The following is a 26,722-nucleotide window of genomic DNA, read 5'->3' as shown; positions in this document are numbered from 1 at the left end:
GCTACTCCGGGCTGTCCCCGAAGTCCGCCAGCAGGGTGCGCATCACCTCGACGAACGCCGCCCGCTGCGCCTCGTCGAGGCCCGCCAGCATCCGGTGCTCGGTGGCGAGGTGGTCGGGCAGCGCGCGGTCGATCAGGGCGTGCCCCTCGGGGGTGAGGGCGACCTCGCGGCTGCGGCCGTCCTGGTCGCTGCGGGTGCGGGTGACCAGGCCGCGGGCCTCCAGCCGGTCCAGCCGCTGGGTGATGGCACCGGAGGTGACCATCGAGGACTGCATCAGTCCGGAGGGGGTGAGGCGGTAGGGCGGGCCGCTGCGCTTGAGGGTGGCGAGCACGTCGAAGGAGGCGGCGTCCAGTCCGTGCTCGGCGAAGGTGCGGTTGAGTGCCGCGTCCACCAGCCGGTAGAGGCGTTTGAGCCGGCCGAACACCTCCATCGGGGAGACGTCCAGGTCGGGGCGCTCGGCACCCCATTGCGCGACGACGCGGTCCACATGATCTGCCACGGGTTCAGGGTAGGCGATCCCCATTGGATTCCTTAGTGGTGAGGTAACTGTGAGCCACATCACTCACCCGATGCGGTGAAGAATGCCTTAGCGCTGAGATACATTGCCTTAGTGCTAAGAAATCGCCTCGCCCTCGTCCTGCTGACGGCCCTCGCCCCGGCGGTCTGGGGCACGACCTACCTGGTCACCACCGAACTCCTGCCGCCAGGCCGCCCGCTGCTCGCCGCCGTCATCCGCTGCCTGCCCGCGGGACTGCTCCTCGTCGCCCTCACCCGCCGCCTGCCGCAGGGAAGTTGGTGGTGGCGTTCGCTGGTCCTCGGCGCCCTCAACATCGGGGTGTTCCAGGCCCTGCTCTTCATCGCCGCCTACCGTCTGCCCGGCGGCATCGCGGCCACCGTCGGCGCCGTCCAGCCACTGGTCACCGCCGGGCTCTCGGCCCTGGTCCTCGGCGACCGGCTCACCCTGCGCACCGTGCTGTCCGGCATCGCGGGCGTCGCGGGCGTCAGCCTGCTGGTGCTGCGGGCCAACGCCCAGCTGGACGCGATCGGGGTGCTCGCCGCGCTCGGCGGCGCCGTGGTGATGGCCGCCGGCATCGTCCTCTCCAAGCGCTGGGTCTCCCCCGCGCCGATGCTCGCCACCACCGGCTGGCAGCTCACGGCCGGCGGACTGCTGCTGGTGCCGGTCACGCTGCTCTCCGAGGGCGCGCCGCCGTCCCACTACACCCTCGCCAACGTGCTCGGCTACACCTACCTGTGCCTGATCGGCGCGGCCGTCACCTATGCGCTCTGGTTCCGGGGGCTGCGCGCGCTGCCGCCGACCTCGGTCTCCTTCCTCTCGCTGCTCAGCCCGGTGGTCGCCACCCTGCTCGGCTGGCTGGCGCTCGGCCAGGACCTCAGCCCGCTCCAGGCGTTCGGCGCGCTGGTCGTGCTCGGCTCACTGATCGCCGCCCAGACCCGACGGGCCAGCACCGCGCTCGAGCCGGCGCCCAGAACCGGGCCGGCGGACGCTCCGCGGCCCGTCCGCGAGAACGCCTGACCCCGTCCCACCGGCACCGTTCCCGCACCCACCGATCCCACCGTTCCCCACCACCACCGATCCCCACCACCTCCAGGGAGTACCCCATGCGCATCACCGTGTTCGGCGCCACCGGCAACGTCGGCAGCCGGGTCGTGGCCGAAGCCCTGGCCCGCGGCCACCAGGTCACCGCCGTCGTACGGGACCCGGCGAAGCCGCACGGCCTGCCGTCCGCCGCCGCCCTGGCCGTCGGCGACGCCCGCGACCCCGAGGACGTCGCCCGGATCGCGGCCGGACAGGACGTGGTGATCACCGCCACCCGTCCGCGGCCCGGCAGCGAACACGAACTGGCCGTCGCCACCAAGGGCCTGCTGGCCGGGATCGCCGGCACCGGCGTACGGCTGCTGGCCGTCGGCGGCGCGGGCAGCCTGCTCGTCCCGGGCGGCGGCGGGACCACCCTGGTCGACAGCCCCGGTTTCCCCGACGAGATCCGGCCGATCGCCCGGGCCTGCGACGAGCAGCTCGGCCTCTACCGTGCCGCCGGCCCGGACGTCGACTGGACCTACCTGAGCCCGGCCGCGCTCCTGGAACCCGGCGTGCGCACCGGCCGGTTCCGGACCGGCCACGACGACCTGCTGGTCGACGCCGAGGGCAACTCGGCGATCTCCATGGAGGACCTCGCCGTCGCACTCCTCGACGAGGCCGAACAGCCCGTCCACCGCCGGGCCCGGTTCACCGCCGCCTACTGAGCCCTCGACGGCCTGGAGCCCCCGCCACGGCGGGGGTGCACCCAGCACCACCCCGAAGACGGTAGTGGGGATGATCGATCATCAGGCCGGGGCCGGACAGGATCGTTCCCGTGACCGAGCCTGAGACCAAGACCAAGACCCCTGGCAAGAGCAAGACCGCAGCCCAGCGCGCCGAAGCCGCCCCGCCCCGCGTCCGGCGCACCCGTCGCGCCGCCCTGGCCGCGGCGGCCGCCGTCCTGGCCGGCCTGGCCGTGCCCTCCACCGCGGGCGCCGCCACCGGCCGCGACCCGGGCGACGCCGCCCCGGCGCCCGCCCGCTACACCCACCAGACCCTGAACTGGCAGCCCTGCGCCCGGCAGCCCGCCCTGGACTGCGCCACCATGACCGCCCCGCGCGACTGGCACCACCCCGGTGTCGGCGCCGATCTGACCATCGCCGTCTCCCGGCACCGCGCCACCGGCCCGGCCGAGCGCAAGGGCACCCTGCTGATGGCGGCCGGTGGCCCCGGCGGCACCGGCCTGCTGCGCCCGGCCAATCTGGCCGCCGGCGCCCCGGCGGTCGCCGCCGCGTACGACATCGTCGGCTTCGACCAGCGCGGGGTCGGCGAGAGCACCAAGGCGGTCTGCCAGACCGAGGCGGAGATGCAGGAGTTCCTGGCCGGCGACTACCGCGACCAGTCCCCCGCCGCGATCGACCGCGTCATCGCCAACTCCAGGAAACTGGCCGCCAGTTGCCAGGAGCGCAGCGGCGACCTGATCCCCTACCTGACCACCGAGCAGACCGCCCGCGACATCGACCTCTTCCGCGGTCTGCTCGGTGAGCGCAAACTCAGCTACTACGGTCCTTCCTACGCCTCGATGATCGGCGCCTACTACGCGACGCTCTTCCCGCGCCGGGTCGAACGGATGGTGCTGGACAGCAACATCGGCTTCGACGGCACCTGGGAGAAGTACGAGCTGGGCCAGCCGATGAGCTTCCAGCGCCGCTTCGACGAGGACTTCGTGCCCTGGCTCGCGGCGCGGGACACCACCTACCACTGGGGCTCGACGCCGGAGCAGGTGCGGGCGCACTGGGAGCAGCGGCGCGCCGCGCTGCACGATTCCCCCATCGTCGAGGGCTCGGTGACGATCGGCCCGAACCAGTTGGACAGCCTAGCCATGTCGGCGATCTACCGGGCGTCCGACTTCCCGGAGCTGGCCCGGATCCTGGCCGCCGTCGACAACTGGCAGGGCCTCGACCAGGCGACCAGGACGGCGGTCGCGAAGGTCTTCGCCAGCTACCTCTCCCCGGAGTTCCTCGCCGAGTACTTCGCCGTGACCTGCAACGACACCCCGTGGACCAGGGACCTGGACACCTGGATCGAGCGCGGCGCCGAGAACACCGCCCGCTGGCCGCTGGCCGGCGCCCGGACGCTCGCCTTCAGCGCGGTCTGCGCCGCGTGGCCGGTCGCCCCGGCGCCGGAGGTCAAGGTGACGGGCGCCCGTCTGCCGACCACGCTGATGCTCAACTCGGTGCACGATCCGGCGACGTACTACGAGGCGGCGCTCGGCGCCCATCGCGCGCTGCGCGGCTCCAGGCTGGTCACCGTCACCGGGAGCGGAGACCACGGCCAGTACCCCACGTCCAACACCTGCGTCAGCGGGGTGGTCGAGCGGTACCTGCTGGACGGCGAGGCGCCCGCTCGCGACCTCACCTGCGCCTCGCCGCAGGCCGGTTGACCAACCTGGTGCTCAACTCCCGGGCCGGGACCGCAGCCTGGACCGGAGCCAGGAGAGCCCGACCACCAGCCCGGCGAAGCCCCCGACGGCGAGCTTGATCCCGGCCTTGGCGACGATCCAGCCGATCCACGGCACGGACCAGCCCAGCCAGTGGAACACGGCCAGCAGCACCGCCGCACCGCACACCGCCGCGAGCACGGTGACCGCGACGGCCGCGGCCCGCGAGAGCTCCCGCGGGCCGTCGGCGCGCTCCCCCGCGGCCGTGTCGTCCGCCTCGCCGGCCGGGCTGTTCACCATCTCGTTCGTGTCCCCCACAGTCATGGGGCGATGATACGCGTCAGCGGCAGGCGTGGTGGGTGTCGCCGAGGTGCTCGCCGGTCTCGCCGTCGGGGAAGCTGACGGCCAGGGTGACGCGGTACTCGTGGACGTCCTCCCGGTGGCCCGGCACCCGTGCCCAGGCCAGCGAGTGCACCTCGGCCTCGGGGGCCTGCCGGCACCAGGCGGCGGCCTCCTCCAGGACGGTGGCGGCCGACCGCCCGGTGCACACCACGGCGGTGTACGCGGCGACCGCGACGTCCCCACCGGTACGGCGGGCGCGCGACACCGCCCGGACGGCCGCGGCGGCCTGGGTCAGGTCACGGGCCAGGTCGTCCACCACCCGAGGGGGCGCCGGCAGGACGACCGCTCCCTCGGCGAGGGTCTCCGGCAGGTTCGCGCTCACGGTCTGGACCTCCATCCGCATCATCACGCGGCACAGCATGCCGGGCGGTGATTCCTGGCATGCCCACTTTCACCAGAACGTCACCCGTCCAGGGCCGAGTCGGGGCGGCGCCCTGGCGCCCCGGCGCCCGCCCTGGTAGGGGGCGCCGGGCCGGGCGCCCGACGTTCCGGCAGGTCAGGAGGGCGGGCGGTGGGCGCCGCCGGGGAGCCCGAAACACCGGGCACGCACCACCCCTGTGCTCCGAACCGCCGTTCCGGCGCCCGGGAGCGCCCGTCCCACCGCAGTGGCCACTCGGTCAACTTTCCGCACCGAAAGGCGAGTTGGCACCGGATGGCGGAAGGGGAGGCGGCCGGCGAGGCAGCCCGGAACCGCGCGGCCCCCGGCCGCACCCCCGCTGAAGTGCCGAGTTAACCCCTCGGAGGGCCCCGATCCGCCTCCCGGTCACCCTGTCCCTGTCAGATCGTCGTGATACTAATCGTCCCGGTGGCGGGCCCGGCCCTCGGCCGGACGGGCACCATGACGACAGCTCAACCGTTCCGGGAAGGTCCGGGCGGCGACGGGGAGGGGTAGCGGATGACGGTGCGGATCGGCAAGGCCGAGGGCGGACGGAAGCTCCGGATCGGCAAGCGGCTCACGGGCACGGCGGCGGCCTTCGTCGCGCTGGCCGCGCTGACCGGTTCTCAGGTGACGGGCATCGGGCTCGCCCCGGTCGCGGTCGCCGACGCCGGTCCGGCGAACGGCGCCGACGGCCAGGGCGTCGGCCGTTCCCTTCCCGACGGCAGCCTCTCGACGGACGCCCCCGGCACCTTCGGCACCGGTGTCCCGGCCGACGGCGGCGGCACCGTCCAGCTCCCGCAGCCGCCCGGCGCGCTGCCCGGCGCGCCCTCGGCCGGCCCGTTCGCCGCCACCGGCCCCGCACTGCCCGCCACCGTCCTCGCCGCCTACCGCCAGGCCGAGGCCTCGCTGGCGCAGCGTTCGCCGGGCTGCCACCTGCCCTGGCAACTGCTCGCCGCGATCGGCCAGGTCGAGTCCGGCCAGGCCAACGGCGGCCGGGTGGACGCCGCCGGCACGACCCTGACACCGATCCTCGGCCCCGCGCTGGACGGCAACGGCTTCGCCGCGATATCCGACACCGACGGCGGCCGCTACGACGGCGACGCCCGCTGGGACCGCGCCGTCGGGCCGATGCAGTTCATCCCGTCCACCTGGGCCTCCTGGGGCGTGGACGCCAACGGCGACGGCAAGGCCGACCCGAACAACGTCTTCGACGCCGCCGAGACGGCCGGCCGCTACCTGTGCGCGGGCGGCCGCGACCTCGCCGACCCGGCGCAGCTCGACCGGGCGGTGCTCAGCTACAACAACTCGGGCGAGTACCTGCGGACGGTGCGCAACTGGATGGCGCACTACGGCAGCGGCACGGTGACCACCGTCCCGAACCGCCCCGGGTCCCCGGTCCCGCCCACCTCGCCGCCCACGCCGAACCCGCCGGGGCTCCCGAGCCTCCCCGGGGGCGGTGGCCCGACCACGACCGCGCCCAGTACGGACCCGCAGCCGACCGCGCCGGTCACGCCCGCCCCGGAGCCGTCGCCGAGCGCCCAGCCGACGACGACCCCGAGCGCCACCGCCACGCCCACGCCCGGCGGTTCGACCTCGCCCTCCGCGACGCCGACGACCACCCCGAGCGGCGGCACCTCGCCGACGGCGACCCCGACCGGCACTCCCACGGGCACTCCGACCGGTACGCCCACCACCTGCCCGGACCCGTCGGCCACGCCGACCGGCACGCCCACCCCGACGGGCTCCCCGTCGCCGACGGCCACGCCCACCGGCACCCCGACGGCAACGCCCCTCCCGGGCTGCCCCACCCCCGGCCCGACCGCGACCCAGACGCCGGGGGCGACCGTCGGCGCCACCCCCGGCCCCGCGTTCTCGCCGTCGGCGGCCCCGACGAAGTGACCCGAGGGGCGCGGTCCCTTCCCGGGAACCGCGCCCCACGGCTGGTCACGGGCGCCCCACGGCTCGTCACGGGCGGCCCCGCCCCGGCCTGTCACGACCTCCCGGCCCCGGCCCCGCCCGCGGAGTCGAGCACCGAGTAGCGCCGACCGACCGTCGGCGGCGCCCACCGGCGCCGGGGTGGATCCCCACCGGGCCGGTGGGCGCGGTCTTCCCGCCGCGAAACGCACCCCTGCTGACGCTCCGGCCCGTCGCTCCGCGTCCGGGCCGACCCGCTACCGCGTCCCGGCCGCGCGGTGCTCGCGCCAGCGGCCGAGCATCCCGTGCAGCTCGTCGATCATGAACTCGAAGAAGGCGGCGCTCTCCGCCAGCCGCTCCCCCGCCACGGTGCCGGCGCCGACGGTGGCCTCGCCGTCGCGCAGCACCCGGATCCAGCGCAGCATGTTCTCGTCGCGCCTGGTCAGCGACTCGAACCAGACGTCGTTGAGCACCCGGTAGCGGTCCCGCCGGGAGCCGGGCTCGCGCTCCTTGGCGACCAGGCCGATCTGGATCAGGTAGCGCATCGCGCCGGACACGGCCGCCGGGCTGATCCGCAGCCGTTCGGAGAGTTCGGCGGAGGTGAGCACTCCGCTCTCCTCCGCCATCAGGCAGGAGAAGATCCGGGACGGCATCCGGCCCATGCCCGCGACCACCAGCTCCGCGGCGAAGCGCTCGACGAAGTCCGACAGCGCCTTGTCCTCGCGCTCCTCCTCGGGCTCCCCCGGCCCCTTCGTTCCCTGCGCCACCCTGAGCCCCTTTCCGGTGATCACTCGTCCCTGTCGAACTTTAACGCTTCCCAATATTCACGTTTTTCTGAAACTACGATAGCTTCACAACCATGACCAAGGCCATCACCCTGTCCGGCCTCCGCAAGACCTTCGGCCGGACCACCGCACTGGACGGCCTCGACCTCACCGTCGAGACCGGCGAGGTCCACGGCTTCCTCGGGCCCAACGGATCCGGGAAGTCCACGACCATCCGCGTCCTGCTCGGCCTGCTGCGCGCCGACGGCGGCAGCGCCCGCATGCTCGGCAAGGACCCGTGGCACGACGCCGTCGAGCTGCACCGCCGCCTCGCCTACGTGCCCGGCGACGTCGAGCTCTGGCCCAACCTCACCGGCGGCGAGGCCATCGACCTGCTCTCCCGGCTGCGCGGCCGGGTCGACCGCCGCCGCCGCGACGAGCTGATCGAGCGCTTCGCCCTCGACCCGACCAAGAGGGGCCGCAGCTACTCCAAGGGCAACCGGCAGAAGGTCGCCATCGTCGCCGCGCTCGCCTCCGACGCCGAGCTGCTGCTGCTCGACGAGCCGACCTCCGGCCTCGACCCGCTGATGGAGGTGGTCTTCCAGGACGTCGTGCGCCGGGCCAAGGAGGACGGCCGCACCGTCCTGCTCTCCAGCCACATCCTGGACGAGGTGGAGAAGCTGGGCGACCGGGTCAGCATCGTCCGGCACGGCCGGGTCGTACAGAGCGGCACCCTCGACGAGCTGCGCCACCTCACCCGCACCACCGTCGAGGCCCGGACCCTGCGCCCGGTCCCCGGACTGGAGGCACTCACCGGCGTGCACGGCCTGCACACCGAGGGCGACCGGGTCCGGTTCTCCGTGGACGGCTCCCAACTCGACGCCGCCGTACGGCTCCTGAGCGCGGCCGGACTGCGCGGCCTGCTCAGCCACCCGCCCACGCTGGAGGAGCTCATGCTGCGCCACTACGGCGACGAGCCGGCCACCGACGGGCACCGCGCCGACGACGGGCACCGCGCCGACGGCGAGGCCCTGCGATGACCGCCACCGCCGCCGGACCGGCCACCGGCCGCGCCGCCGCCCCTCGCCGCACGGCGACCCCCACCACCCTGGCCGGCACCACCGCGCTGCTCCGCTTCGCCCTGCGCCGCGACCGGCTGCGGCTGTCCGCCTGGGTGCTCGGCCTCTGGCTGGTCACCCTGTCCACCGCCAACAGCGTCCACACCCTCTACCCGACCGCCGCCGACCGCGCCTCCATCGCCCACGGCTCGGACAACCCGGCGATGCTCGCGATGAGCGGACCGGCCCACTACCTGGCCGACTACACCTGGGGCGCCATGCTCGGCCACCGGATGCTCGGTCTGCTGGCCGTCCTGGCCGGACTGCTGAGCGTCCTCACCGTCACCCGGCACACCCGGGCCGAGGAGGAGAGCGGCCGCGCCGAACTGCTCCGCTCGGCCGCCGTCGGCCGGCACGCCCCGCTCGCCGCCGCCCTGGCCACCGCCGCCGTCGCCGACCTCGCGCTCGGCCTGCTGCTCGCGGCCGGCCTGCCCGCGCTGGGCGTCCCCGGCCTCACCGCCGCCGGATCGGCGCTGTACGGCGCCGCGACCGCCCTCGCCGGGCTGCTGTTCGCCGCGGTGGCCGCCGTCACCGTCCAGCTCGGCGCGCACGCCCGGACCGCGTCCGGGCTCGCCCTCGCCGTGCTCGGCGGCGCGTACGCGCTGCGCGCCGCCGGGGACGCCGGCTCGGGCGCGCTCTCCTGGGCCTCCCCGATCGGCTGGCTGCAGCGCAGCTACCCCTTCGTGGACGACCGCTGGTGGCCGCTGCTGCCCGCGCTCGCCCTGGCCGCCGCGACCGCCGCCGCCGGGTTCGCGCTCAGCAGCCGCCGCGACCACGGCGCCGGCCTGCGCGCCGCCCGTCCCGGCCCCGCCACCGGCAGCCCGGCCCTGGGCACCCCGTTCGGCCTGGCGCTGCGCCTGCACCGCGGTCTGCTCGGCGGCTTCGCGGCCGCCCTGCTGCTGGTCGGCGCGATGTACGGCTCGCTGCTCGGCGACGCCGACTCGATGCTGGGGGACGTCGACCGGATCCGGGAGGTGCTGGAGCGGCTCGGCGGACACACCCTCGCCGACTCCTACGCCGCGCTGACCATGCTGGTGGTCGCCGTGCTCGGCGGCGTCCACGCGGTGCTGGCCACGCTGCGCCCGCGTGCCGAGGAGAGCGCCGGACGGGCGGTGCCGGTGCTGGCCACCGGCGTGTCACGGTCTGCCTGGCTGGGCGGGCACCTGGCGGCGGCCCTGCTGGGCTCCACCGCCGTCCTGCTGGCGGCGGGCGTGGGCTTCGGCCTGGCCGGGGCGCTGTCCAGCGGCGACGGGGGCGCGTTCCTGCGGCTGACCGGCGCGGCACTGGCCTTCGCGCCCGCCCAGTGGGTGACGGTGGGTTTCGCCGCCGTGGTGTACGGCTGGCTGCCCCGGGCCACGCCGCTGGCCTGGCTGGTGCCCGGGTACGCCTTCGTGATCGGCTACCTGGGCCCGCTGCTCGACCTCCCCGCGGGCCTGGAGCGGCTCTCCCCGTACGGCCGGGTGCCCCGGCTCCCGGCGGCCGCGATGGACTGGACGCCGCTCGCCGTGCTCACCCTGGTCGCGGCCGCCCTGATCGCCCTGGCCCTGGCCGGGTTCCGGCGCCGCGACATCGACTGACGCCGGGGTGGCGGCGGGGCTCCGGCCCGACAGGGCGTCAGGACGGCAGGGCGCCGGAACGCCGGGGAGCCGGAACCCGCCACGGGCGATCAGAGGTGCTTGACCAGCTCCGGCATCAGGTCCTGGAAGGTCCGCCCACTGGCCGGCTGGCCGATCGCGGCCATCTGCCAGCCGGTCTCCGTGCGCTGCACCTTCGCCATGATCTGCGCGGTGTACGGGCCGCCGCCGGTGAGCGTGTAGCGCGCCAGCTCGACACCGGTGGTCTCGTCCACGAGCCGGCAGAACGCCGCCTCGACCTCCTGGAAGGTCTGCCCGGTGAAGGAGTTGACGGTGAAGACGATCTGGTCGACCTCGGCGGAGACGGTGGTCAGGTTGACCGTGATCGACTCGTCGTCGGTCGCGTCACCCGCGCCGCCGACCAGGTTGTCCCCGCTGTGCCGGACCGAACCGTCGTTGCTGTTGAGGTGTTGGAAGAACACCACGTCCACCGGCCGCCCCTGGGCGAACAGCACCGCCGAGGCGTCCAGGTCGATCTCCCGGCCGGCGGCGAGCAGCTTGGCGAGGAAGCCCTTGCGCTCCGCCGCCTTCCAGCCGAGGCCCATCCGGACCAGGCTCAGCTGCCCACCCCCCGGCTTCTCCAGGCTGATCTTCTGCCCCTTGGCCAGCGAAACGCTCATCGCGTCCTCCTCCGTTCTGCCACCGTCCGTGCCGCGAATCTACAGCACTGTAGAGAATTTATGATCATCGACGGTGCCCTGCGAGCACCTGTACCCCGTACTCCCCCGGACCTCACCCCGACAACGGTCCGCACACTGAGGGAACCGGCGGTCCGACGTCTGGCGTAGCCGTGGACCGCGACCGGACGGCCGGGGCGGCACACGGTCTAGGGTCGGCCCCGGGACGGCGCCCGGCAGCACCGACGCGCCGTCCACGCGCCGATCGCGGTGCCCACGCCCCACCGTGCCCACGACGGAGAAGTACCCACGACTCGCAGTGCTCACGACCGTTCCCGGGCCGTGCCGAAGCGCGCCGCCCGCTCTCGCTGGGGGGACCACCATGCCCGAGCAGCACGAAGGAACCGAACGGCACGACGGAACCGAACAGCACGCGACACCGCGGCGACCGGAGGGATCCCGCCTCGGCCGGCGCCGGCTGCTCCGGGCCGGCCTCGGCGCCGGCGGCGCGCTGGCCACCGTCCGGCTGCTGCCCGGCGGCACGGCCTGGGCCGCCCCGGCACGGGACCACGAATTCGGCACGGCGCAGTACGACGGTCTCTGGCCGTCCTCCCACGCCGGGCTGCGCGCCGGAACCGCCGCACAGACCTGGCCGGACTGGACCCGCTACGCCCGCATCGCCGACGGCACCTTCAACGAGCCCGCCGACATGCAGAGCGCCGTGGACGCCCTCAAGGCGCAGGAGGTCAGCGTCATCGAGCTGGACACCCTGCTCTCCGACTGGCTCACCGACGCCCAGTTCGCCGCCCACATGGCCGAGGTGAAGCAGTTCACCGGCCTGGCCCACGCGGCCGGCCTCAAGGTCGTCATGTACTACCCGTCGCTGGAACTGATCTCCCCCGGCGGGGAGAAGGGCCGCTCCTTCTACAAGAACGACCAGGGCAAGAACTGGGTCCAGCGCGACCTCGCCGGCAAGCCCAACGTGTTCTACGGCAGCGTGGTGGTCTGGGTCGACCCGGGCGACGAGAGCGTCTGGCTCAGCCCCAACTCGCCCTGGCGGGACTACTACCTCAACCGGATCAAGGGCGTGGCCGCGACCGGCGTGGACGGCATCTGGCCGGACGTCCCGATCTACTTCGACGGTGTGCTCTCCTGGTGCGACGCCTCCACCTGGGGCGCGGCCGCGTTCAAGGCCGACACCGGCCTCGCCCTGCCCAAGGCCGCGAACTTCGCCGACCCGGTCTTCCGCCGCTACGTCGAGTGGCGCCACCGCAACCTGCTCCGCTTCCAGCTGGACATCGCCGACGCCGGCCGCTCGGTCAACCCCGACCTGGTCACCTTCGTCGAGACCGTGTCGATGGACTACCGCTACGCCACCTCGATCGGCCTGGACGGCGGCTACCTGCGCCAGGCCCCCGGCGCCGTCAGCCAGGTCTGGGAGGTGGACATCCTCGGCAACTACGACGGCATGCGGCACGCCACCGCCGCCGACTGGGTCTGCCTGATCTCCATGTACAAGTACGCCCGCGCCGCCAGCGGCACCAAGCCGGCCTGGGCGTTCTCCTACGGCTGGCAGGCCGACGACGCCTCGCTGGTGATGTCCCAGCTGATCGCGGCCGGCTGCAACCCGTACGAGGTGAAGACCCCGTTCAAGAACGACACTGTGGACGCCGCGATGCGCACCCGGATGTACCGCTTCGTGCGCACCAACCAGACCAGGCTCTACGACCCGGTGTCGATCGCGCGGGTCGGCGTCTACCACTCCGCGCCGTCCCGGGACTACGTGTCCCCCGGCGAGGGCAACGGGATGTACGTCAACGCCACGGCCCCGGCCGGGATCGCCGACTGGTGGGGCGGCGACGACCCGGGGATGAGCTGCGCCTCGCTGCCCTGGCTCGGCGAGTTCCGGGGCACCGTCAAGGCGCTGGTCTACGCCCACGTCCCGTTCGACACGGTGCCCAGCCCCGGCCTGACCGCCGACGACCTGGCCCGGTTCAAGGTCCTGCTGCTGCCCAACCTCCAGGCGGTCTCGGACTCCGAGGCGGCGCTGCTGCGCGGGTTCGTCGCGGCCGGCGGGACGATCGTGATCACCGGTCCGGCGCCCACCGCGCTCGACGAACTGGGCGGCCAGCGCACCGAGTTCGCACTATCCGACGTGCTCGGCCTGCGCAGGGCCGACCCGCTGCCCGCCACCCGGCAGAACTCCTACGGCAGCGGCAGCTGCTGGTACGTCAAGGCGCTGCCCGGGCTGAGCTACCTGACCAAGACCGACCAGGCCTCGGCGGACCAACTGCTCACCGCCGTCCGCCAGTCCGCCCCGCCGGAGGTCACCCTCGCCGGGGACCGCCGGATCTTCCTGGACGCCCGACGGCTCGGCAGCGACACCGTCGTCCACCTGGTGAACTTCACCAACTTCGGCGACACCCCGGCGGCGTTCCGCAGCGCGCCCGCCAACTGCACGCTCTCCTGGGCCCTCCCGGCCGGGGCGAGCGTCTCCGCCGTCACCGTCGCGAGTCCGGACGGCACCGACCCGGCGCCCAAGGCCGTCCCGTACACCGTCACCGGCGGAACGGTCAGCGTGCCGCTGACCGTCGCGCAGTACTCGGTGGTGACGATCACCGTCGGCCAGGCCGTCTAGCGAACCGGCGCCGGGATGCGCCAGAGGGCGGCGGGGCCGGCCTCGCCGCCCGGGGCGGACTCGAAGGCGATCCACCGCCCGTCCGGGGACCAGCTCGGCGCGCCGTCGTAGGCGCCGTCGTCGCGGGTCACCCGGACGGGAGTGCCGCCGGCCGCCTCCAGCACGAAGACCTGGGCGTTCGGCAGGTCGCCCAGGGTGGAGGAGAAGACCAGGTAGCGGCCGTCCGGGGACCAGCTGGGGTCGGTGTGCTCGCCCGGCGCCCCGGTGACCCGCCGCAGTCCGCCGCCGTCCGGGTCCACCGTCCACAGCGACCAGTCCTCGCGGCCCGCGCTCCGCCGCTGGAAGACGATCCGGTCGCCCGTCGGGGACCAGTTCGGCTGTCGGTTGTCGGTGCCGGTGCCCCGGCCGTCCACCAGCAGGACGGGAGCCCCGCCACCGCGGCGGACCTTCCAGAGCGAGTCCTGTTGTTCGGCCGCGCCGCCCGGCACGGCGGCGTGCTCCGGCTCCCGGCTCTGCTGGAAGACGATCCACTCGCCGTCCGGGGAGAAGCTCGGCTCGCTGTAGCCGCTGCCGTCGGCGTGCCCGGTCACCCGTTCGGGGGCGCCGCCCGGCCGCATCAGCCAGATCTCGTCGTGCCCGGACTCCCGGTCGGTGGCGAAGGCGAAGGCGTCGGCGGCCGCGTTCCAGCTGGCGCCCGGGAGGTTGACGGCCGCCCGGTCGGGGTCCGCCAGCACCGTGCGCGGGGCGCCGCCGTCCAGCGGCAGGACGCCGAGGGCGGCGTCGCCCTGGTTGTAGCCCCCGCTGAACTCGGTCAGCAGGACGGAGCGGCCGTCCGGGGCGAAGGCCGGGTTCTGCGCGCTGCGGCCGCCCCCGGCGCGGTAGAGCAGCTGGGCGCCGTCGGCGCGGCGCTCGGCACCGGCCGGGGGCGCACTGTCCGAGGGCGCGGCGGTCGAGGGCACGGCGGCCGACGGCGGGCCGGTCGTCGAGGCGCCGGCCGGTCCGGGCCCCGGCCGCTCCTCGTCGGCGGAGCCGGAGCCCGGACCCGCACCACTGCAACCGGTCAGCAGCAGCGCGGCGGCGGCCACGGCCGCCGGAAGCACGCGATTCCTCATGCCTCACACGCTAGTTGACGCTTCGTCAGCCGTCGTACGCCGCCGGGCGGACCGGGCTCCGCCGGACGGCAGGTGCCGCCGGCCTCCCCCGGGCCCGCGGCCGGGCGTCACCCGGCGCCGCGCTCCAGCCGCACCAGCGCGTCCACCGCGACCCGTCCGCCCGCGCCGGCCCCACCGCCCTTGTGCCCGGGCTCGCCGCCGACCGTGCGGTGCACCCGCTCGGCCCGGACGGGGCGCAGCCCGCGGTCGGCGAGGTCGGCCAGGACGTCCTCGGGGGTGAAGAGCACGGCCGGGTCCTGCGGGCCGCCGACGCCCTCGGTGAGGTTGCTCAGGTCGTGCCCGATGACGAGCAGGGTGCCGCCGGGGGCGAGCGCGTCGGCGGCGCGGCGCAGCGCGGCCCGGCGGCCCGAGGCCGGGATCTGGAGGTAGGCGACCAGGACGAGGTCGTAGCCGGCAGCGGGGGCATCGAAGGCACGGGCGTCGCCGTGGCGCCAGGTGAGCCGGTCGGCGACCTCGTCGGGCAGGTCGGCGGTGAGCCGTTCGGCGCGCTCCAGGGCGACGGCGGAGAAGTCCAGTCCGGTGACCTCCCAGCCCTGGGCGGCCAGCCAGATGGCGTTGCGGCCCTCTCCGGCGGCGAGGTCGAGGGCGTGGCCGGGGGTGCGGCCGGTCAGTTCACGGACCACCCACTGGTTGGGCGCCGCGCCCCACACCAGCTCGCTCGCGGCGTAGCGGTCGTCCCAGTCCTGGCTGTCCATCGCGCCTCCTGCGTTCGACGGGCCTGCTCGTACCGGCCAACCTACCGGGCCCGCGCCACCCCGGCCGCCGCTGTCCGGAGCCGCCACCGCCGCTGTCCGGGGCCGCCGCCGCCGGGGCCGGAGGCGGTCCAGCGGGCGGACACCCTTGACGGCGAATATTGGTCCAGTCCAATCTGTTCAGTCGTGACGTGCACGGGCCGGCCGCCCGTCGTGTCCGCGCACCGCTCGTCAGCACGTGTCACCAGCCCGCGCGCCCCCACCGCGCCCGGGCCGGCTCCCCTCGGCCCGTCCGGGCCACCGCACCGCCGGAACCCCCACACATCCGGAGGACCCACCGCATGCACGATCGCGTCATGCCCGCACGGCCCGCCAACCCCGCCGGGGAGCGTGCCGACCGCCGGGCCGCCCAGCGCAGACGGGCCACCGCGCTGGCCCTGGCCGCCACCCTGACCACCAGCGGCGCCGCCATCGCCCTGACCTTCGGCTCCGCCTCGGCCGCCCCGGTCAACCTGCTGGCCAACGGCGACTTCGAGACCGGCACCCTGGCCGGCTGGACCTGCTCCAACGGGTCCGTCGTCACCACCCCGGTGCACGGCGGGAGCCGCGCGCTCAGCGGCGCCGCCTCGGCCGCCGACACCGCGCAGTGCCAGCAGACCGTCGCCGTCCAGCCGAACACCACGTACACCCTGGCCGGCTGGGTCCAGGGCAGCTACGTCTACCTGGGCGCCACCGGCACCGGCGTCAACTCCTCGGCCTGGACGCCGGGCGGGACCGGCTGGAACCAGCTGAGCACCACCTTCACCACCGGTGCCACCACGACCTCCGTCGCGGTCTTCACCCACGGCTGGTACGGCACCGGCACGTACTACGCGGACGACCTCACTCTGACCGGCCCGGCCGGGCCCACCGCGACCGCCAGCCCCACGGCCACCGCCAGTCCGACCGCCACGGCCAGCCCGACCGCGACCGCGAGCCCCACGGCGACCGGCAGCCCGACCGCCACCGGCAGCCCGACGGCGACCAACAGCCCGACCGGCACCCCCACGACCACCACCCCGACCCCGACGGCCACCGCGAGCGGCCCGGCCGGGGACGGCAAGGTCACCACCCCGACCGGCTTCGCGGTCACCAGGACGACGTCCAACGCGGTGGTGCTCACCTGGCAGCCCTCCACCCTCACCAGCGGTGACGGCGCCGTCGCCTACAAGGTGTGGTCCAACGGCCAGCTCGTCGCCACCTCGATGGGCACCTCCGTCGCGGTCAGCTCGCTGCTGCCGGGCAAGAGCTACACCTTCAGCGTCCAGGGCTACTCCGGCAGCCACGCCTCCGCCCAGTCCGCCCCCGTGAGCACCACGACCGCGGCCGCCCCGGCCCAGCAGCCGGTCCGCTCGGCCTACTTCGACCAGTGGGGCGTCTACGAGAACGCGTACAACGCGAAGAACGTCGACACCAGTGGCGCGGCGGCCAAGCTGGACGTCGTCCACTACGCGTTCGCCAACATCGACCCCACGAAGTTCACCTGCTTCCAGGCGGTGAAGGCCTCCGACTCGGCCAACGAGTCCAACCCGAACGCCGGTGACGGCGCGGGCGACGCCTACGCCGACTACCAGGCCGACTACGGCGCCGGCACCAGTGTGGACGGCAGCAGCGACACCTGGGAGCAGCCGCTCAAGGGCAACTTCAACCAGCTCCGGCAGCTGAAGGCCAAGTACCCGAACCTGCGCTTCACCATCTCGATCGGCGGCTGGACGTACTCCAAGTACTTCTCCGACGCGGCGGCCACCGACTCCTCCCGCAAGGCCTTCGTCTCCTCCTGCGTCGACATGTTCCTCAAGGGGAACCTGCCGACCGGCGTGGCCGGTGACGCCTCCGGCGGCCCGGCCTCGGCGGCGGGCCTCTTCGACGGCGTCGACCTCGACTGGGAGTACCCGGGCTCGGCCGGCGGCCACACCGGCAACCACTACTCCGCGGCCGACAAGCAGAACTACACCCTGCTGCTCAAGGAGTTCCGCACCCAGCTGGACACCCTCGGCGCCGCCCAGGGCAAGCGGTACCTGCTGACCGCCGCGCTGCCCAGCGGCCAGGACAAGGTCGCCCAGCTGGAGACCGACAAGATCGGCGCCTACCTGGACTACGCCGACGTGATGTCCTACGACATGCACGGCGCGTGGGACGCCACCGGCCCGACCAACCACCAGGACCCGCTGCACGACAGCCCGGCCGACCCGACCACGCCGATCACCCCGGGCACCCGCAAGTACAACGTGGACACCACGATCGCCGCGTACACCACCGGCCTGCCCGAGTACGGCATCCCCGGCGGCTTCCCGGCGAACAAGATCGTGCTGGGCATCCCGTTCTACTGGCGCGGCTGGACCGGCGTCCCGGCCGGCTCCAACTACGGCCTGTACCAGAGCGCGACCGGTCCGACGGCGAAGAAGCCGCTGAGCCAGGAGGCCGGCCTGGCCGCCTGGAAGGAGCTCAACCCGACCGCGGCGCAGACCCACTGGGACCCGGTCACCGAGAGCAGCTGGGTCTACGACGGCACCAACTTCTGGACCGGCGACACTCCGCAGGCCGTCCAGGCGCGCGGGGCCTACGCCAAGAGCAAGGGCCTGGGCGGGCTGTTCGCCTTCTCCCTGGAGAACGACGACGCCTCCGGCACGATGCTCAACTCGATGGACAGCAGCCTGCGCTGACGCTCCGTCGGCCAAAAGTGCATGAGTGCATGAGCGCATGAGCGGCGGCCCGCGCGGAAACTCCGCGCGGGCCGTCCGTGCCTCCGCGCCCCGACCGCCCGGGAGCCGGCGCGGCTCAGCGCGGCGGCACCGGGTCCGTTCCGCCGGCGCCCGGGCGGCAGCGCAGCAGCCGTCCCGCCGTCAGCCGGGCCCCGCGCAGCGCGCCGTGCCGGTGCAGCGCCTGCACCGCGTAGGTCGAGCAGGACGGCGTGTACGGGCAGCAGGCCGGACGCCGGGGGCTGACCTCGGTGCGGTAGTGCCGCACCGCGCCGTACAGCACTCCGGCCGCGAACCCGCGCGGGGCGGGGGCCGACGGGTCGGCCGTCCGGCGTCCGCGCGCGCCGGTGAGGGCGAACCGGACGCCGGAGACCATCATCACCGGGATCAGGGCGATCAGGCAGGGATCGGCGAACTCGCAGCAGCCGTCGAGGCAGCAGTCTGCACCCTCGTCCCGGAGGTGCTTGCGCCGCCGGGCCTTGGCCTCGTCGTCCGGGCGGTAGCGCTTCCGGTACTCCTCCCACATCCGGCGCTGCTTCTTCCGCCGGAGCCGTTCCGAGGTGGGCAGCCACAACCAGGCGCGCTCCGGGCGGGCCGGCGGGTAGTGGGCACCGAGATCCGGCATCGGGTCGGACACTGCTGAGAATCCCCTTGTTCCTTCCGCCGGGGCCGGCCCCCGACGATCCGGGCCAGATTATCCGAAGATCACCTGGCCGGATCCCGGCGGAGGCCGAGCCGACACCGAGCCGGCACCGAGCGGATTCCGCCTGCTCAGCCGCCGAGGTTGAGCGAGGGGAAGAGGTCCTCGAACGGCTGGGTGGTCACCGACACGCTCCGGGAGAACGGATTGTCGAAGTCCCAGATCATGAACAGCAGGAAGGCGATCAGCACGCTGAAGCAGAGCGCCAGGGTCAACTCCCGCGGCGTGCGCCGGATCTGCAGCGCGAACAGCATGCCGACGGTGACCACCGCACCGCCGATCAGACCGAGCCAGACCACCCCGGGCATCGTCGGCCCGGCGTTCTGCCCGCGCGAATTGCGGGCCTCCGAAGCCTCGCTGACCCGGTCCATGATCGGCTGGTAGGACTGCGACTCCAGGTCGGAGGCGGGCGCCCGGGTGGCCACGTCGTTCTGGAGCTTCTGGAGCAGCTGGTCGCCCTTCTCGGTGATCGCCCCGTTCTCCTTCATGTAGTCCCACTCGGTGTTCACGACGTACGAGACGTAGGCGTCCACGTCGGCCCGGACCTGGTCCCGGAACTCCACCGGGTAGATCACCGCGCGGTCGCTCACCTCGCGCAGCGACTGCGCCTCGCGGAACAGGTCGTCCTGTGCGGCGCCGCGCGCCTCCCAGACACCCGCGATGGCGAGACCGAGGACGATCGCGTAGACCACCCCGATCATCATCGTGATGTACTCGATGACGTCCGGGGTCTCGTCGGTGCTCTCCTCGATCGGTCGGCGCTGCCTGAGCACCACCACCGCCACGACGACGGCGCAGGCCGACGCCATGGCGATGATCAACGCCACCCACTCGGACATGGGAACTCCCTTCTCTGGCTTGGCTTGTGACGGACAGGAAAAGGTTCAGGGGGACGGCCCCGGGCCGACCGGGCCCGGGGCGGGGCAGCAGGGGCGGGGCCGCCACCGGCCGGGAGCCGGTCGGCGGACCGCCGGGAGACGGTCAGGACGGACCCGAGCGGCCACCGCGTCCGCGGCCACCGCGACCCGGCCGCAGGGCAGCCGCCGCGATCACGGCGGGGACCATGATCATCAGCATCGTGGTGGTCATCGAGATGCCCTGGTGGCGCCGGACCATGGGCGCGGGCTTCGTCGCCGGGGCGTGGAACACCGGTCGCGCCGACGGGGTCGGCCACAGCGGGCTCGGACGCACCGCGCTCGGCGAGGCCGCGGGGCTGGGCGCGGCCGGGCTCGGGGCCGCCGACACGGGGGCCACGGGGGCCGGAACGGGCACAGCGGGCACGGGGGCGGGCGGAGCCGGCGCCGGAGCGGGCGGCGGCGCGGGGACCGACGGCGGTGCGGGGGCCGGCGACGCCGGGGGCGCGGGTGACGCGGGTGCCGGGGTGGGGGCCGGAGTCGGACCGGGCGACGACGGGGTCGGCGTGGGCACGGTCGGTGACGGCGTGGGGGCCGGACTCGGGCTGGGCGTCGAACTCGGGCTCGGGCTCGGACTCGGCGATGGACTCGGGCTCGGAGTCGCACTCGGGCTGGGAGTCGGGCTGGGGCTCGGCGACGGGCTGGGGCTCGGCGACGGCGACGGCGACGGCGTCGGCGTGGGGCTCGGAGTCGGCGTGGGGCTCGGCGACGGCGTCGGAGTGGGCGACGGCGTCGGGGTGGGTGTCGGCGACGGCGTCGGGGTCAGCGTGGGAGTCGGGGTCGGCGTACGCGTCGGTGTGGGCGTGGGGGTGAGCGTGGGCGTCGGCGTACGCGTCAGCGTGGCTGTCGGGGTCGGCGTACGCGTCGGCGTGGGGGTGGGCGTCGGGCTGGGGCAGGGATGCGGGTGGTGATGGTGGTGGCGCCAGCCGTGGTCCCCCCACCAATCGTCCCCCCACCAGTCGTCGTCGGACCAGTCGTCCCCCCACCAGTCGTCGTCGTGGTCGTCACCGCCGTGCCCCGGCCCGACCTGCCCGGGCCCGGCCTGCCCCTCGACCGGCCGCCCGGGCTCGCTGCGCAACCCCGTCGGGCGCGGGGGCGAGGAGAAGGGCGTCGACGGGAAGGGCATCGAGGGGGTGGGAAGCGCGGTCGTGGGCGGCAGGAAGAAGGGCGGCGCGGTGGGCTTCGAAGTCGGCTTCGGGCTGGGCTTCGAGGTGGGCTTGGGGCTGGGTTTGGGCGGGTGGCAGGGGTGGTGCCCGTGCGGCGGCCTGGGCCCGTGGTGCCCCGGACCACCGGCGCCCGGCGCGACGCCGACCTGGACGTCCACGTCCACGTCCACGCCGACGGTCACCTGCCCGCCCGGCCGTACCGACAGTGACACGTCGGTCTCGTCGCACACGCAGACGTCCACCGCCGGACCGCGCGGGGGCCGGCCGGACTGCCCCGCGCCGGAGGCGGTCGCTCCGCCGACCAGCGCGCAGACCGCGACCACGCAGGCCGCCGCGCCGATCAGCCGCACCCGTCGCCCGGGCGCCGCGCCCCCACCGCCGCCGGGCGGTATCCGGCGGATCTGCCGACGCTGGGGCATGGGCTCCACACACCTCTCGGGTCGTCCGGGGAGGACGGAACGGCTCGGGCCGACCGACCTCAGGGGAATGGGCGGAACGGTCAAGACGGGGAGAAAGATCAGATACGGTCGTATTCCTGACGGACATTCCATCGGGTACGACCAGAAGTGATCAGACATGGTCAGGCGGACGGCCCGCCTTCGGGGGGCGGGCCGTCCGTCATCAGGTCAAACGATCTTCGAGTCGGCCGGTTACGGCCCGCGCAAGCTGTTCCGTGCGCTCAGCTGCGGCGGTGCGCGATCTCCACGTTCTCCAGCACGCCGACCGCGTCCGGCACCAGGATGGCGGTCGAGTAGTAGGCGCTGACCAGGTACGAGATGATCGCCTTCTCGTCGATGCCCATGAAGCGGACCGACAGCGACGGCTGGTACTCGTCCGGGATGCCGGTCTGGTGCAGGCCGATGACGCCCTGGTTGTCCTCACCGGTACGGATCACCAGGATCGAGCTGGTGTTCTCCTTGGTGACCGGGATCTTGTTGCACGGCAGGATCGGCACCCCGCGCCAGGCCGGCACCTGCTGCCCGCCGAGGTCGACATGGGTGGGGTACAGCCCACGGGCGTTGAACTCCCGGCCGATCGCGGCGATGGTCCGCGGGTGGGCGAGCAGGTAGTCGGGGTCACGGCGACGGTTGAGCAGCTCGTCCAGGTCGTCCGGGGTGGGCGGGCCGGAGTGGGTCTGGATCCGCTGGTCGAAGTCGGCGTTGTTGAGCAGGCCGAACTCCGGGTTGTTGACGATCTCGTGCTCCTGGCGCTCGCGCAGGGCCTCGATCGTCAGCCGCAGCTGGTGCTCGGTCTGGTTCATCGGCTGGTTGTACAGGTCCGCGACGCGGGTGTGGACCTTCAGGACGGTCTGCGCGACGCTCAGCTCGTACTCACGGGGCTTGAGCTCGTAGTCCACGAAGGCGCCGGGCAGCTCGAACTCGCCGCGGTGGCCGGCCGACATGGCGATCTCGGCCTCGCCGCGCTCGTTCTGCGCCTGGAGCGGCAGGGCCAGGAAGGCCTGGAGGTGCTCCTGGAGGCTGGGCGCGTTGTCCCGGATGGCGGCGAAGTCCGCCCGGGTCAGCGTCAGGGCGACACCGGCGGTGGCGGTCTTGGCGGTGAACTCCCAGGTGGCGTCCGGGTTCAGCAGCCCGTCCTCGCCGAAGCGGTCGCCGTCGCCGGCCACGCCGACCACGGTGTCGTCGCCGTACTTGCCGGTGCCGATCTTGTTGACCTTGCCGTGCGCGATCAGGAAGATCTTGTCGGCAGCGTCCCCCTGGGTGGCGAGCACCTCGCCGGGGCCGAAGTCCCGCTGCTGGCAGCGGTCGGCCAGGGCGGTGAGGACGTCCTCGTCCTCGTAGCCGCGCAGCAGCGCCAGCTCGCCCAGCTCCGCCGGGATCACCCGGACCTGGGAGCCGGTCTTGATGAACTCCACCACCCCGTTGCCGACGGCGTAGGTGAGCCGGCGGTTGACGCGGTAGGCGCCACCGGCCGCCTGGACCCAGGGAAGCACCTTGAGCAGCCAGCGGGAGGTGATCTCCTGCATCTGCGGTGCGGACTTGGTCGTGGTGGCAAGGTTCCGGGCAGCGGCTGTCGCGAGGCTCTGCTGCTTGGCCTGCACTGCCTCCGGGCTCGTGTCCACGGTCATCGGCAGGGATCTCCATTCCTGTGATCGGGTCACGCGTCCAGGGGCATACCGGCCCGTCCTGGCGCATGCCATGACGGATCATCAGATCCGCTTACTGGTGGGGGCGTTGGTGTTTCACGCGAAAGGCGGCCGCCGTCTCCGGGCGGCCCATCCGGAACCCTAGATCACCAGGACCCGACCGGGCCCGCACGGAGGCCCACTACCCCCCGATAGGGTGAATCTCACCCGGTCCGCCCCCACAGTCACATAAACTCCGGGAACATCCGTTCGCCCCTGCGATCCCCGTGCTGCCAACGGCTTTCCAGCCCCGGCCCGGGCCCTGCCGAACGGCCCGGAGGCCACCGCCGGACGTCAACCCGGCGCACCGTCCCGGCGTCGGCGCGGAGCGCGCGAACCACCCCGGCAACGCGACGGTCCCGGGGACGTGGACGTCTCCGGAAACGCGAAGGGCCCGTCAGGTGCCGGCACGGGGGAAGCCGGCACCTGACGGGTGAACGGGGGGCGCGAAGGGCGGGGTCCGCACCGGGGAGGCCCGGGCGCCCGCGACGGGCTGCCGATGACGCCGACGGTCCCGCCGGGTCAGGCGCAGGCGACCTGGGTACCGGGGATGCCGATGATCCCCGAGTTGTTGGTCTCTCCGCCGTTGTACTCGTAGTACAGGTAGGAGTAGAAGTCGATCCGGGTGTTCGGGCCGCAGGCCGAATCCGGGGCGACGGCGTACGTCACCGTGAAGGCGCTGCTGGCGCCCGGGGCGAGCGGAACGCTGTAGCGGGCGATGCCACCGTGGACGTTGTCGCTGCACCCGTTGGTCTGGGTGCCGCAGGCGGTCGCGGTGAACTTGAGCCCGTTCTCCAGACTGGTGGCGTAGGTCTCCTGGACACTCTGGTAGACGAACTGGATCGGGGTGTCGTACGGGTTGGTGAGCGTCAGGGAGAGCGTGAACTCGCCGCCCCGGACGGTCGTCTGCTTGTCGGAGACGGCCGTGAGGGGCAGCTGGGTGTCGGCCCGGGCGACGGGGGCGGCGGCGAGGAGCAGACCGACGACGAGGGCCGGACACGCGGCGAGCGCGGCGCGACTCGGATGTGTTCTGCGCATGACCAAGGAGCGTAGGCCTCGCCTCCGCCGGGGTTGCGTTCCTCGGCCCCGGTCCGTACCGACGCAGGAGCGGCGGACGGACACCGCGCACCTGCCGCCCGCGTTCCGCCCCCACGGGTGTGCCCGGGGCCCTATGCTTCGCCGCCCCTCCCCCGCCCCGTCACCCGCAGGGCGGCAGGATGTCGCAGAGCGCGCCGAGCGCCGCCGGGTAGGCGTGGTCCGGCGGCGTGGCGTAGCCGACCACCAGTCCGTCGACGGCGGGCATCGCCTCCTCGCCGATCGCCGGGTGGCGGTAGTCGGCGAGCCCCTCGACGGCCAGGCCCCGGTAGGCGGCGGCCTTGAGCACCGAGCGCTCGGTGCCCGGCTCCAGCCGCAGCACCGCGTGCAGGCCGGCCGCTATGCCGGAGACCTCGATGTGCGGAGCGCGGGCGGCCAGTGCGGCCACCAGCTGGTCGCGGCGGTCCCGGTAGCGGCGGCGCATCCGGCGCACGTGCCGGTCGTAGCCGCCGGAGTCGATGAAATCGGCGAGGGTGAGCTGGTCCAGGGCGCTGGCCCAGCCCTCGCGTTCACCCTTGGCGGCGAGCACCCGGTCCACCAGGTGGTCGGGCAGCACCATCCAGCCGAGCCGCAGCGCGGGGGTCAGGCTCTTGCTGGCACTGCCGAGGTAGACCACCCGTTCGGGATCGAGCCCCTGAAGGGCGCCGACCGGCTGGCGGTCGTACCGGAACTCCCCGTCGTAGTCGTCCTCCAGGAGCAGCCCGCCGTGCCCGCGCGCCCAGTCGACCACGGCCGCGCGGCGGCCCGGGTGCAGCGGGCCGCCGGTCGGGAACTGGTGGGCGGGGGTGAGCAGGGCCGTCCGGATCTCCGGATACCGGGCCAACTCACCCGTCCGGGCGCCCAGTTCGTCGATCGACAACGGAACGGTGGCAACGCCCGCGGCGGCCAGCAGCCCGCGATGGAAGCCCAGCCCGTACGCCTCGACGGCCAGCGGGCCGTGCTCGGCGGGCGGCAGGACGGGTGCGGCGCCGTCGAAGAGCAGCCGCAGCGCGTGGGCGAAGCCGGAGCAGACCACGATCCGGTCGGGGTCGGTGCGCACCCCCCGGGCGCGGGCGAGGTAGTCGGCGAGGACGGTGCGCAGCTCGCGCCGACCTTGGGGATCGCCGGGCCCGAAGGCCTCGTTGGGGGCGCCGGTGAGGGCCCGGCGGGCGGCGGCGAGCCAGGCGGTGCGCGGAAAGGAGGCGGCGTCGGGCTGTCCCTGCCGCAGGTCGTGGGTGGGGCCGGGGCGGCGGACGGGCCGGCGGGCTCTGGTGCGCGGGACGGGTTCGGCGCGTTCGGCCACGGTGGTCCCGGAGCCCTGGCGGGCGGTCAGCCAGCCCTCGGCCACGAGTTCGGCGTAGGCCTCGGCGGCGGTGTTGCGGGCCAGGCCGAGGTCGGTGGCGAGGGCGCGGTAGGGCGGCAGCCGGGTGCCGGGTGCCAGTCTGCCGCTGCGGATCGCCTCACGCAGCGCCGCCATCAGCGCGGCGCGCCGCCCCCCGGTGGCGGGGAGGTCGAGGTGCAGGTCGTTGCCGGTCGAGTGGGCGGGCTCGGAGGGGTACGTGCCCCGCGTGTCCGTCATGGTCACGCACCCTACCGGCCGCCACCCCGGCCCTCCTCGGGCGGCTGCCCGGCCGCGGGCCGGGGCGATCGCCCCGAGGGTCTGTCGTCAAACCCCCGCCTGCGGGGCGGCGACAGACCCTACGGCACGACGGTGACCGGCCAGCGGCCGGCCTTGACCAGCCGGACGGCCACCGAGCCGATCACCTTGTGCCCCGCCTGCTCGGAGACGCCGACCACCACGGCGTCGGCGCGCAGTTCGTCCGCGAGCTTGGCGAGGCCGCCGTACGGGTCGCCGCGCATGGTCAGGAAGCGCCACTCCACCTTCCACACCTCGCGCACCCGGTGCTCGGCCTCGCGCAGCGCGGCCAGCAGTTCCTCGGCGATCTCCTGGGTGGTCTCCTCCACCGCGGCCCCGGCCAGGGCGGTCGCGGCGCCGAGGATCGGCTGGATGTACGCCACCGCGAGGACGGCGCCCTGCCGGCGGGCCAGTCCGGCGGCGTAGGCGGTGGCTCGCCAGGAGGAGTCGGAGCCGTCCAGGCCGGCCAGGATCACGCCGGGACCGTCGGTGCCCAGCTCGAAGCCGGCGGGTGCGGCCGCGGCCTCGTGCCCCGGGGGGCCGGTCGGCGCCCCGGCCGCGGCGGCCCCCCGCGCGCCGGCGTCCGCCGCCCCACCCGTACCGGCGGCCGCCTCTCCCGCGTCCGCCGTGTCCGCTGCATCGCTCTCGTTGCTCATGGAAATGAGGCTATGCCCGCCACCGGGAGTGACGGCGGCGGGCTCTCCGGGTGAGGGCTGTGGCCCGGGCCACCCGGGGCGGTGGTCGGGGCCCCGAATCCGGCACCGGCGGCTGGCCGACCGTCACGCGCTGTCGACCGTGTGCGCGGCCTCACAGCGGTTCCGTGGGGGGTTCGGAGTGGTGCGGGCCACTTCCCCGGCCTATTTGATCTTGGAAATAGGGGCAAATCGGGCGAAATCACTACAATTCCTTGATCCTTACGCCCGGTAACAGCCCTCTGACATGGCTAAACCTTCGAATCCTTGAAACCGCCACGACCACCCCCGTAACTTCGAACCCGTTGCACCGAGCGATCCGCTCCGGCCGGGCCAACCGCCCCCGGGCAGG

Annotated in this window: 22 protein-coding genes; 9 read left to right on the top strand and 13 right to left on the bottom strand. The window is 74.1% G+C overall.

The genetic code is table 11. The features are described from left to right. Position 1: 1 nt before the first annotated feature. Complete coding sequence (locus ACFVVA_RS34595) at positions 2–499, bottom strand: MarR family winged helix-turn-helix transcriptional regulator (protein ID WP_387694698.1); 498 nt, start codon at positions 497–499, stop codon at positions 2–4. A 111-nt stretch (positions 500–610) separates the two neighbouring features. Here ACFVVA_RS34595 and ACFVVA_RS34590 point away from each other — a divergent pair, with 111 nt between their 5' ends. From ACFVVA_RS34590 to ACFVVA_RS34580, 3 genes are all read left to right on the top strand, one after another. Continuing rightward, positions 611–1,534, top strand: a complete 924-nt coding sequence (locus ACFVVA_RS34590; protein ID WP_387694697.1) for an EamA family transporter — start codon at positions 611–613, stop codon at positions 1,532–1,534. Positions 1,535–1,620: 86 nt separating this feature from the next. Further along, positions 1,621–2,262, top strand: a complete 642-nt coding sequence (locus tag ACFVVA_RS34585; protein WP_387694696.1) for an NAD(P)-dependent oxidoreductase — start codon at positions 1,621–1,623, stop codon at positions 2,260–2,262. Positions 2,263–2,372: 110 nt separating this feature from the next. Continuing rightward, positions 2,373–3,980, top strand: a complete 1,608-nt coding sequence (locus ACFVVA_RS34580; protein ID WP_387694695.1) for an alpha/beta hydrolase — start codon at positions 2,373–2,375, stop codon at positions 3,978–3,980. A gap of 12 nt (positions 3,981–3,992) precedes the next feature. Here ACFVVA_RS34580 and ACFVVA_RS34575 read toward each other — a convergent pair whose 3' ends face one another. Further along, the gene (locus ACFVVA_RS34575; RefSeq protein ID WP_387694694.1) at positions 3,993–4,301 is read right to left on the bottom strand and encodes a hypothetical protein; all 309 of its coding nucleotides are present in this window, start codon (positions 4,299–4,301) and stop codon (positions 3,993–3,995) included. 16 nt (positions 4,302–4,317) lie between these two features. Next, a complete protein-coding gene (locus ACFVVA_RS34570; protein WP_359902661.1) occupies positions 4,318–4,701 on the bottom strand; it encodes a hypothetical protein in 384 nt (127 codons plus the stop codon). 573 nt (positions 4,702–5,274) lie between these two features. On the opposite strand from ACFVVA_RS34570, the gene ACFVVA_RS34565 reads away from it, so the two are divergent. After that, positions 5,275–6,657: a lytic transglycosylase domain-containing protein gene (locus ACFVVA_RS34565; protein WP_387694693.1), complete on the top strand. Its 1,383-nt coding sequence runs from the start codon at positions 5,275–5,277 to the stop codon at positions 6,655–6,657. Positions 6,658–6,929: 272 nt separating this feature from the next. On the opposite strand, the gene ACFVVA_RS34560 is transcribed toward ACFVVA_RS34565, so the two are convergent. Next, entirely contained in the window at positions 6,930–7,439 is a 510-nt protein-coding gene (locus tag ACFVVA_RS34560; protein ID WP_387694692.1) for a GbsR/MarR family transcriptional regulator, read from the bottom strand. Between the two features lie 92 nt (positions 7,440–7,531). Between ACFVVA_RS34560 and ACFVVA_RS34555 the strand changes: the two genes are divergently transcribed. Beyond that, complete coding sequence (locus ACFVVA_RS34555) at positions 7,532–8,476, top strand: ABC transporter ATP-binding protein (RefSeq protein ID WP_387694691.1); 945 nt, start codon at positions 7,532–7,534, stop codon at positions 8,474–8,476. Further along, a complete protein-coding gene (locus ACFVVA_RS34550) occupies positions 8,473–10,131 on the top strand; it encodes an ABC transporter permease (RefSeq protein WP_387694690.1) in 1,659 nt (552 codons plus the stop codon). Before ACFVVA_RS34555 ends, ACFVVA_RS34550 begins: the two co-directional genes overlap by 4 nt. An 89-nt stretch (positions 10,132–10,220) precedes the next feature. Here ACFVVA_RS34550 and ACFVVA_RS34545 read toward each other — a convergent pair whose 3' ends face one another. Then, positions 10,221–10,808 (bottom strand): TerD family protein, encoded by a 588-nt coding sequence (locus ACFVVA_RS34545; protein WP_359902675.1) that lies wholly within the window; start codon positions 10,806–10,808, stop codon positions 10,221–10,223. 379 nt (positions 10,809–11,187) lie between these two features. Between ACFVVA_RS34545 and ACFVVA_RS34540 the strand changes: the two genes are divergently transcribed. Continuing rightward, complete coding sequence (locus tag ACFVVA_RS34540; protein WP_387694689.1) at positions 11,188–13,443, top strand: hypothetical protein; 2,256 nt, start codon at positions 11,188–11,190, stop codon at positions 13,441–13,443. Here the strand turns inward: ACFVVA_RS34540 and ACFVVA_RS34535 are convergent. Both ACFVVA_RS34535 and ACFVVA_RS34530 read right to left on the bottom strand, forming a co-directional pair. Continuing rightward, positions 13,440–14,555 (bottom strand): hypothetical protein, encoded by a 1,116-nt coding sequence (locus ACFVVA_RS34535; protein ID WP_387694688.1) that lies wholly within the window; start codon positions 14,553–14,555, stop codon positions 13,440–13,442. The two genes, ACFVVA_RS34540 and ACFVVA_RS34535, sit on opposite strands and share 4 nt — an antisense overlap. 107 nt (positions 14,556–14,662) lie before the next feature. Beyond that, the gene (locus tag ACFVVA_RS34530; protein ID WP_387694687.1) at positions 14,663–15,310 is read right to left on the bottom strand and encodes a class I SAM-dependent methyltransferase; all 648 of its coding nucleotides are present in this window, start codon (positions 15,308–15,310) and stop codon (positions 14,663–14,665) included. 338 nt (positions 15,311–15,648) lie between these two features. Between ACFVVA_RS34530 and ACFVVA_RS34525 the strand changes: the two genes are divergently transcribed. Next, a complete protein-coding gene (locus ACFVVA_RS34525) occupies positions 15,649–18,009 on the top strand; it encodes a glycosyl hydrolase family 18 protein (protein ID WP_387694686.1) in 2,361 nt (786 codons plus the stop codon). Positions 18,010–18,124: 115 nt separating this feature from the next. On the opposite strand, the gene yidD is transcribed toward ACFVVA_RS34525, so the two are convergent. Together yidD and ACFVVA_RS34515 are read right to left on the bottom strand one after the other, a co-directional pair. Next, entirely contained in the window at positions 18,125–18,670 is a 546-nt protein-coding gene (yidD, locus tag ACFVVA_RS34520; RefSeq protein WP_387694685.1) for a membrane protein insertion efficiency factor YidD, read from the bottom strand. Positions 18,671–18,816: 146 nt separating this feature from the next. Continuing rightward, positions 18,817–19,584, bottom strand: coding sequence for a hypothetical protein (locus tag ACFVVA_RS34515; RefSeq protein WP_359902690.1), 768 nt, complete (start codon positions 19,582–19,584; stop codon positions 18,817–18,819). 224 nt (positions 19,585–19,808) lie between these two features. On the opposite strand from ACFVVA_RS34515, the gene ACFVVA_RS34510 reads away from it, so the two are divergent. Next, the gene (locus tag ACFVVA_RS34510) at positions 19,809–20,570 is read left to right on the top strand and encodes a hypothetical protein (RefSeq protein WP_387694684.1); all 762 of its coding nucleotides are present in this window, start codon (positions 19,809–19,811) and stop codon (positions 20,568–20,570) included. A 934-nt stretch (positions 20,571–21,504) separates the two neighbouring features. Here ACFVVA_RS34510 and ACFVVA_RS34505 read toward each other — a convergent pair. The 4 genes from ACFVVA_RS34505 to ACFVVA_RS34490 form a co-directional block, all read right to left on the bottom strand. Further along, the gene (locus tag ACFVVA_RS34505) at positions 21,505–22,911 is read right to left on the bottom strand and encodes a family 2B encapsulin nanocompartment shell protein (protein WP_387694683.1); all 1,407 of its coding nucleotides are present in this window, start codon (positions 22,909–22,911) and stop codon (positions 21,505–21,507) included. Positions 22,912–23,490: 579 nt separating this feature from the next. Further along, complete coding sequence (locus ACFVVA_RS34500) at positions 23,491–24,006, bottom strand: hypothetical protein (protein WP_387694682.1); 516 nt, start codon at positions 24,004–24,006, stop codon at positions 23,491–23,493. A 160-nt stretch (positions 24,007–24,166) separates the two neighbouring features. After that, the gene (locus tag ACFVVA_RS34495; RefSeq protein WP_387694681.1) at positions 24,167–25,621 is read right to left on the bottom strand and encodes a PLP-dependent aminotransferase family protein; all 1,455 of its coding nucleotides are present in this window, start codon (positions 25,619–25,621) and stop codon (positions 24,167–24,169) included. Positions 25,622–25,740: 119 nt separating this feature from the next. Further along, positions 25,741–26,334, bottom strand: coding sequence for a universal stress protein (locus ACFVVA_RS34490; RefSeq protein ID WP_380549216.1), 594 nt, complete (start codon positions 26,332–26,334; stop codon positions 25,741–25,743). Positions 26,335–26,722: the final 388 nt, after the last annotated feature.

Source organism: Kitasatospora sp. NPDC058048, assembly GCF_042885555.1.
In the GTDB taxonomy this organism is placed as follows: Bacteria; Actinomycetota; Actinomycetes; order Streptomycetales; family Streptomycetaceae; genus Kitasatospora; species Kitasatospora lactacystinica.
Note: the sequence above shows the minus strand (reverse complement) of the source record. Positions and strands in the feature narration are given on the sequence as shown.

Bases quoted from the DNA above. Each gene is read 5' to 3' on its own strand.
- ACFVVA_RS34515 (WP_359902690.1), bottom strand. From the start codon at position 19,584: ATGTCCGAGTGGGTGGCGTTGATCATCGCCATGGCGTCGGCCTGCGCC.
- ACFVVA_RS34490 (WP_380549216.1), bottom strand. From the start codon at position 26,334: ATGAGCAACGAGAGCGATGCAGCGGACACGGCGGACGCGGGAGAGGCG.
- ACFVVA_RS34495 (WP_387694681.1), bottom strand. From the start codon at position 25,621: ATGACGGACACGCGGGGCACGTACCCCTCCGAGCCCGCCCACTCGACC.
- ACFVVA_RS34535 (WP_387694688.1), bottom strand. From the start codon at position 14,555: ATGAGGAATCGCGTGCTTCCGGCGGCCGTGGCCGCCGCCGCGCTGCTG.
- ACFVVA_RS34565 (WP_387694693.1), top strand. From the start codon at position 5,275: ATGACGGTGCGGATCGGCAAGGCCGAGGGCGGACGGAAGCTCCGGATC.
- ACFVVA_RS34555 (WP_387694691.1), top strand. From the start codon at position 7,532: ATGACCAAGGCCATCACCCTGTCCGGCCTCCGCAAGACCTTCGGCCGG.
- ACFVVA_RS34540 (WP_387694689.1), top strand. From the start codon at position 11,188: ATGCCCGAGCAGCACGAAGGAACCGAACGGCACGACGGAACCGAACAG.
- ACFVVA_RS34545 (WP_359902675.1), bottom strand. From the start codon at position 10,808: ATGAGCGTTTCGCTGGCCAAGGGGCAGAAGATCAGCCTGGAGAAGCCG.
- ACFVVA_RS34585 (WP_387694696.1), top strand. From the start codon at position 1,621: ATGCGCATCACCGTGTTCGGCGCCACCGGCAACGTCGGCAGCCGGGTC.
- ACFVVA_RS34510 (WP_387694684.1), top strand. From the start codon at position 19,809: ATGATCATCAGCATCGTGGTGGTCATCGAGATGCCCTGGTGGCGCCGG.
- ACFVVA_RS34530 (WP_387694687.1), bottom strand. From the start codon at position 15,310: ATGGACAGCCAGGACTGGGACGACCGCTACGCCGCGAGCGAGCTGGTG.
- ACFVVA_RS34525 (WP_387694686.1), top strand. From the start codon at position 15,649: ATGCACGATCGCGTCATGCCCGCACGGCCCGCCAACCCCGCCGGGGAG.
- ACFVVA_RS34550 (WP_387694690.1), top strand. From the start codon at position 8,473: ATGACCGCCACCGCCGCCGGACCGGCCACCGGCCGCGCCGCCGCCCCT.
- ACFVVA_RS34505 (WP_387694683.1), bottom strand. From the start codon at position 22,911: ATGACCGTGGACACGAGCCCGGAGGCAGTGCAGGCCAAGCAGCAGAGC.
- ACFVVA_RS34500 (WP_387694682.1), bottom strand. From the start codon at position 24,006: ATGCGCAGAACACATCCGAGTCGCGCCGCGCTCGCCGCGTGTCCGGCC.
- yidD (WP_387694685.1), bottom strand. From the start codon at position 18,670: ATGCCGGATCTCGGTGCCCACTACCCGCCGGCCCGCCCGGAGCGCGCC.
- ACFVVA_RS34575 (WP_387694694.1), bottom strand. From the start codon at position 4,301: ATGACTGTGGGGGACACGAACGAGATGGTGAACAGCCCGGCCGGCGAG.